This window comes from Hyalangium sp., from assembly GCF_045802625.1.
Classification (GTDB): domain Bacteria; phylum Myxococcota; class Myxococcia; order Myxococcales; family Myxococcaceae; genus Hyalangium.
Genome location: NZ_JBJMQP010000064.1, coordinates 1 through 6,137 on the forward strand (window position 1 = coordinate 1; position 6,137 = coordinate 6,137).

Below are 6,137 nucleotides of genomic sequence, written 5' to 3' on the forward strand. Positions count from 1 at the left end.
CTTGTTGCGCAGGACGTTCTGTTTCTCCTTGGCGTCGTACTCGGAGAGATCCGAGAGGCACACGTCACAGGGAGAGGAGAGCCCCGTCACCAGGGCGCAGACGTTGCCCGTGGGCTTGGGGAACTCACCGTCTGGCGTGAAGTCCACCTGCTCGATCTGGGACTCCAGGGGAGAGCCCGAGCAGCCGTAGATGCTCGTGACCGTCTCGAGCTTCCACCCCTTGCCCGCGGCGCCCCGGGCCCCTGCCGGATCCGCCTCCTTCAGCCGGACGGCCGCCGCGACGGCCAGTGGGTACCGCTCGCCCTGGAAGGCTTCGTCGAACAGGGCCGTGGCTACCGGAGGAACCTCCTGGGGCGCGGCGACGGTCAGTGCCCGCTTGAGCAGCTCCAGCCGCTTGTCGCCGTGCTCCTCCTTCGAGAGCGCGTTCACCTTGGCCAGATGCTCGGTAGCGCTCGGACGCTTCGCCTGGAGCGTGGAGAGCTGCATGTATCCCCGTGCGCGTCCGCTCCGCTGGGCCGGCGAGAGCGCCGCGGTCTCGCCCGCGTCCACCTTGGCGAGATCCCCGAGGTCCACTGCCATCCACGGCGTCTTCTTCGGGATCAGCGCCACCTGGGCCCACGAGCCCTGGATCTCCTGCACCTCCACGGCCGCGTCCACCGGGAGCATGGTGAGGATGTCATCCCGCGGGTCCGGCCCCTCACGGAGCGGGGCCCGGTATGGGACGACATAGCCCAGCCCGCCCTTGCTCGGAGGCGCCTCGGCGGCGGCCTGGGTGCCGAATCCGATCAGCTCGTCCTTGAACGCCTCCGGCTCCTTCTCGGCGCGGGTGAGTGCCTCCACGAGCGCGCCGCTCTTGCCAGTGCCCTCGGCCATGGCCCGGGCCGCGCGAGCGAGCTGCTTCGCTCGATCGAAGTCCCCCTTCTTCAGAAGCTCGCTGGAGCTGGCCAGGAGGTTGCGCGTGAGAGGCTTCTCGGCGGAGAGGCCGAACCCGTCCACGTAGCCGTGCAGCGTCCCTCCGCGGATGACGCCGTGGTACTCCGCCGTGCCCGGAGGATCCTGAGCCAGGAGCTGGAGCTCGTCGCCCAGCTTCAGCGTCTCGGCGACACGCCCCGAGTCATCCCGGGTCGCGTGCACGGGCAGCTCCTCCAGCCGGACGAACCGCGTCTCACCCTGGAGCGGGTAGGGCGCCAGGCCCTCGAGCTTCGTGAACCGCGCGCCCGCCTGGGTCTCGATGTGGTGCCACGCCGAGTTCTCCCAGAAGCGGGCCTCGTAGACCTTGACCCTCGTGCCGAGCGGCAGCCGCTCCACCACGGCCGCGTCATCCCGGGCTTCCGCTCGGAGCTCCAGGCCGTCCTGGGTGACGGTCATCTCCTGGGACGTATGGCAGGCGGCGGTGAGGAGCAGCGAGAGAACGAAGATCCGGAAGCGCATGGAGCCCAGAGGAAACCCCATCGAGCCCCTATCGACAATGGTGCTCCCGCCCCTCAGGGCCGCTCCTCATCCCCGGAAGATCGGCGAGGGAGAGGGGGCCGTGGTGGCCGGAAGGATCTGCCGGAGCGCCTGATCGATACCGCGGCGGTGCTTCCACTGGCGCGGATAGCCGAGCGACACCTCCTCGAAGCGCACCCCGTCGTCCCAGAAGGTGAGGGGAATGTGCAGGTGGCCCGTGACGACGACCTCGGCGCGGAAGCGCTGGTGCCAGTCCTCGGTCCTCCGCGTGCCGCACCAGATGGAGAAGCGGGGGATGCGCGGGAGCCGAGCATGGTGTCTGCGCAGCGGGAAGTGGTTCACGAGGATCGTCGAGTACTCCGCCGGGATGGCCTCCAGGCGCTCGCGGGCCTGCTCGCAGCGCGCGGCGCACCATGCGGAGCGTGAGGGATACGGATCGGGGAAGAGCACCGCCTCGTCGGTGCACATCACCCCAGAGTCCGCGGCCCACTGCACCGCGTCCTCCTCGCGGACCTCGTCTGGCCGGAACGAGTAGTCGTAGAGCAGGAAGAGCGGGGCGATGATCCGGGGGGGCCCTTCGCCCGGCCAGCGGGGATAGGGATCTTCCGGAGTGAGGACCCCGTACGACTGGCAGACGGAGACGAGCTGCCGGTATTTGGCCTCTCCTCGGAGGTGGGAGCGAGGCAGTGTCCACAGCTCGTGGTTGCCTGGGACCCAGATGAGCTGACGGAAGCGCGGGGTGAGCGTACGAAGAGTGAAGTCGAGGTCCTCACCCGTCTCCCCCACGTCCCCGGCGATGATCAGCCAGTCTTCTGGATGGGGCGATAGCTCCTCGACGGCCTCCCGATTCTCGGCGGCTCCGACGTGAAGATCGCTGATGGCGTAAAGCTTCATGTCCGTTGGCCGAGGGGTTGCGGGGCGAGGTTGCGAAGTTGTGCGCGCGGGGCGCTGAGTCTACACCTCGGGGAATGGATACGAACCGGACGATCCTCATCGCGGGGGGTGGCATCGGGGGCCTCACCCTCGGGGTGGCGCTGAGACGGGCGGGGTTCTCCGTCCGGATCTTCGAGCGGGCCGCCGCGCTCCGTCCGGCCGGCGCTGGGATCACGATGCAGACCAACGCGATCCTGGCGTTTCGGACGATCGGGCTCGACTCCGCCGTCGCCGCGGCGGGCCATGTCATGCAGCGCGGCGCGATCCTCGACTGGCGGGGGCACACGCTCGGGACGATGCTGGTGAGCGAGATGGCCCAGGAGCTGGGCGCGCCGATGATCGCCATCCATCGGGCCCGGCTCCAGGAGGTGCTCCAGGAGGCGCTGGGGCCCGAGCCGCTCACGCTCGGCATCAAGGTGGTGGGCTTCCGAGAGGAAGCGGAGGGCGTGTGCGCCCGGCTCTCGGATGGCACGGAGGTTCGGGGGGAGCTGCTGGTGGGCGCCGATGGCCTGCGCTCCACGGTGCGCGCCCAGCTCCTGAACGACGGCGAGCCGCGGTACGCGGGCTACACGAGCTGGCGCGGGGTGTGTGAGGTCCCCGGTCTGGCGGATGCGTCCAGCACCGCCGAGACCTGGGGGCAGGGGCTGCGCTTCGGCATTGTTCCGCTGGGCCAGGGGCGCACCTATTGGTTCGCCACCGCCAACCTGCCGGCGGGAGGCATTGACGCTCCGGACGCCCATGGCGAGCTGCTGTCGCGCTTCTCCGGCTGGCACGAGCCGATCCGCGCGCTGATCGAGAACACGCCGGCCGCGGCCATCGTGCGCACGGACATCCACGATCGGCCGCCGGTTCAGCGCTGGGCTCGCGGGCGTGTGGCGCTGCTGGGAGACGCGGCGCACCCGATGACCCCGAACATGGGGCAGGGTGGGGGACAGGCGGTGGAGGACGCGGTGGTGCTCGCGCGGTGCCTGGCCACGGAGAAGGAGCTGCCCGCGGCGCTCTCCCGCTACGAGGCGCTCCGCGTGCCTCGCGCCAATGGCTTCGTGAGCCAGTCCCGCCGCCTGGGACAGATCGGGCAGTGGGAGAACGCCGTCGCATGCTGGGCCCGAGACCGGCTCTTCCAGCTCGTCCCCGAGCGCGGCATGCGCGCCAACCTCCGGCGCGTGCTCACGTTCACTTCGATCTGAGCACGGCCTGCCAGGTGATGAGCTCCCTCGGCTGAGTGCTCAGAGCTTCGGGAGGGAGAGCCCCAGCGCCTCTGCCGTCATGGGCCCCACGACGCCGTCATCCCAGTGGGGGCCGAACTTCGCCGTCTGATAGGCGAGGACGGCGGCCGCGGTTTGCTTGCCGAAATCCCCGTCGATCTCCCCCGCGGAGAATCCCGCCTTCTTGAGCGCCTCTTGCAACTGCATCACCACCGGCCCCTGTGAGCCATAGCGAAGCCGGACAGTCAGCGTCCCCGGCGCAGCCTGCGTGACGCGCAGCACGTCGCGCCCCGTGAGGAGCGCGTAAGGGAAGCTGTCCTGGGTAAGCCGGTAGGCGTTCTGCCGGAAGGACTTCCAAGGGCCCGCCTCGCCATTCTCCCCGCGCTTGGGGCACTGGGGATAACCGACGACGACCTGGCAGCCCGCGCTGCCGAAGTCGCTGTCATGGACACTCATGCTCCAGGCCGCGTGCAGGTTGTCGTAGGGATTGGAGAACTCGACGCGGTCGTCCTCGTCGTAGTCGAAATCATCGGAGGTCCGGCGGATAGGGCGCCCCTCGGTCTGCACGAAGGCCTCGTGCTCTGTCGGCCCGCCCTCCTTGTGGCGGCCCTTGCTGTAGTCCTTGTAGTACCCCAGCATCATCTGGTTGGTCCCGACACCGTTCTTGGCGATCGCTTTCTCGATGTACTTCCGGTGCGGAACGGTGCTGCCCGGGAACAGCGCTACCTTCCCCTGGTACCACTGTCCCAGCGTGCAGCGCGGGTGAGTGTAGTCAGGCTCGGTGAGATCCACGTGGTGTTCCATGCGGAACTCGTGGTCTGCGTCATCCAAGGGCAGACAGCCGCGCAGCCCGAAGAAGACCATTTGATCCACTGGCACTTGAAAGCAGTTCGCTTCCCATAATCGGCGCAGCTGCGCCTCGAGCAGTTTGAAAGCCATGTCTCCCCCCAGCGTGACGATGACTGCGCTTCATTCTACCCGTGAGGGGAGAGCCCGAGGCGCCGCGGGTCCACCGTGAGACATACAAGGCTCACTACTGAACAATGATATGCCCGGCGTTGCGCATGCCGCTCATGTGGACGGTGCAGAAATAGGGCACCGTGGTCCCGGTCGGAGCACTCGTGGGGATCATGAAGGTGCGCTCGCCGGTGAACGCGCCGGTGTCGAACGACACGCCATTCACCGCTCCCGGGACGAAGGCTCCGTCCATGGCCTCGCTCGTGACGGAGTGGGAGGCCGAGTCGCGGTTCACCACCCGGACCGTCGTGCCTGGGCTCACGAAGAGGTCGCCCGGGGTGAAGGTGAAGTTCTCGATGGTGATGACGGCCTCGGTGCCCCCATCGCTGCCCCCATCGCCGCCACCTCCTCCTCCTCCGCCACCGCCGCCACCGCCACCGTTGTTGCTGCTCGAGCCACAAGCTCCGAGCAGCGCGCCCAGCACCAGCCACAGCCCCCACGTCCTGAGTTCCCGCGTCATGCCGTACCTCCTTCTCTGATCAGGGCCATGCATGTACGCGCGTGGGACGCGCCGCGGCATTGCCCGTGAGACGCGGCCTCGTGTCCCTTTCGTGACGGAGAAGAAGCTAGACTGTAGGGGTGAGCTGCCACCGCATTGTTCTGTGCCTTGCCCTGCTGTCGGCGAGCGTTGGATTCGCCCAGGTCCCCTCGGACGCGCCAGTGGATGGGTCCTCGGAATGGGAGTCGAGCCAGCCACCGCTCGTTGCGGAGCCAGCGCCGCCGCCTCCCGAGTCGGCGGCTCCCGAGTCGGCGGCTCCTCCTGGTGAGCTCATCCCCTACCACTACAGGCCCCAGAACGAGGCTCCGGATCCCGTCGTGCCGCGCGTCCTGGCGGAGGCCTTTGGAGGAGTGCTCGGGGGCGTGGGCATGGGCATCGTGGGCCTGCTCGCGGGGGCCTCCGCGCTCGAGGACTTCAACTGCGCCGCGGACCATGCAGGCCTGTGCGCCGCGACCGTCCTCCTTGTCGCCATTCCCGCCACGTTCGTGGGTATCCCGCTGGGAGTGCAGATGGCTGCCGAGAGCCTGGGCGGGAGAGGCGAGTTCCTTCCCTCGCTCGCGGGCACGCTTCTGGGGACGGGCGCGGGCCTCATGTACGGGCTGTCGGCTGGAGGCACTGGGCCGGTCGTCACGGGCCTCATCGTGGGTCCGCTCCTCGGGGCCATCGTGGGCTACGAGATCTCCAACGCCCTGGTGCGGCACGGCCCGCTCTCGGCCTCCGCCGATGGCGGTCCCCAAGTGGTGCCCACGGTCGGCGCGACTCCCCGGGGTGGGGTGTTTGGAGGACTGTCCGGGAGGTTTTGAGCCAGCCCGCGGGAGCACGCGGCTCCACGGCGTGTTCAGCTCGCCTCAGTAGTTCCCCTCCACCCGGAGCATCGACAGCAGGCTGCGCGTCTCCAGGAAGCAGAACTCCGCGTCCCCGAAGCACAGCATGTCCCCGTCCGATACCAGCGTGTTCGCGTCCCGGATGAACTCGGCGTTGATCAGCGTCCCGTTGCGCGAGCCCAGATCCGTCAACATGCACCGCCGTGCCAC

General features: G+C 68.8%; 7 protein-coding genes. 2 read left to right on the forward strand and 5 right to left on the reverse strand.

Features of this window, described 5'->3' with window-relative positions:
* The coding region (locus ACJ8AT_RS13115; RefSeq protein ID WP_407738043.1) for a hypothetical protein at nucleotides 1-1,431 on the reverse strand (1,431 nt) is incomplete at its 3' end.
* Between the two features lie 66 nt (nucleotides 1,432-1,497).
* Entirely contained in the window at nucleotides 1,498-2,343 is an 846-nt protein-coding gene (locus ACJ8AT_RS13120) for a metallophosphoesterase family protein (protein ID WP_407738044.1), read from the reverse strand.
* A 74-nt stretch (nucleotides 2,344-2,417) separates the two neighbouring features.
* On the opposite strand from ACJ8AT_RS13120, the gene ACJ8AT_RS13125 reads away from it, so the two are divergent.
* Nucleotides 2,418-3,569, forward strand: a complete 1,152-nt coding sequence (locus ACJ8AT_RS13125; RefSeq protein WP_407738045.1) for an FAD-dependent monooxygenase — start codon at nucleotides 2,418-2,420, stop codon at nucleotides 3,567-3,569.
* A gap of 39 nt (nucleotides 3,570-3,608) precedes the next feature.
* On the opposite strand, the gene ACJ8AT_RS13130 is transcribed toward ACJ8AT_RS13125, so the two are convergent.
* The gene (locus tag ACJ8AT_RS13130; protein WP_407738046.1) at nucleotides 3,609-4,526 is read right to left on the reverse strand and encodes a peptidoglycan-binding domain-containing protein; all 918 of its coding nucleotides are present in this window, start codon (nucleotides 4,524-4,526) and stop codon (nucleotides 3,609-3,611) included.
* A gap of 94 nt (nucleotides 4,527-4,620) precedes the next feature.
* Nucleotides 4,621-5,064: a hypothetical protein gene (locus tag ACJ8AT_RS13135; protein WP_407738047.1), complete on the reverse strand. Its 444-nt coding sequence runs from the start codon at nucleotides 5,062-5,064 to the stop codon at nucleotides 4,621-4,623.
* Nucleotides 5,065-5,264: 200 nt separating this feature from the next.
* On the opposite strand from ACJ8AT_RS13135, the gene ACJ8AT_RS13140 reads away from it, so the two are divergent.
* Nucleotides 5,265-5,906: a hypothetical protein gene (locus ACJ8AT_RS13140; protein ID WP_407738048.1), complete on the forward strand. Its 642-nt coding sequence runs from the start codon at nucleotides 5,265-5,267 to the stop codon at nucleotides 5,904-5,906.
* A 45-nt stretch (nucleotides 5,907-5,951) separates the two neighbouring features.
* Here the strand turns inward: ACJ8AT_RS13140 and ACJ8AT_RS13145 are convergent.
* On the reverse strand, nucleotides 5,952-6,137 hold a 186-nt coding region (locus ACJ8AT_RS13145; protein ID WP_407738049.1), incomplete at its 5' end, for an FHA domain-containing protein.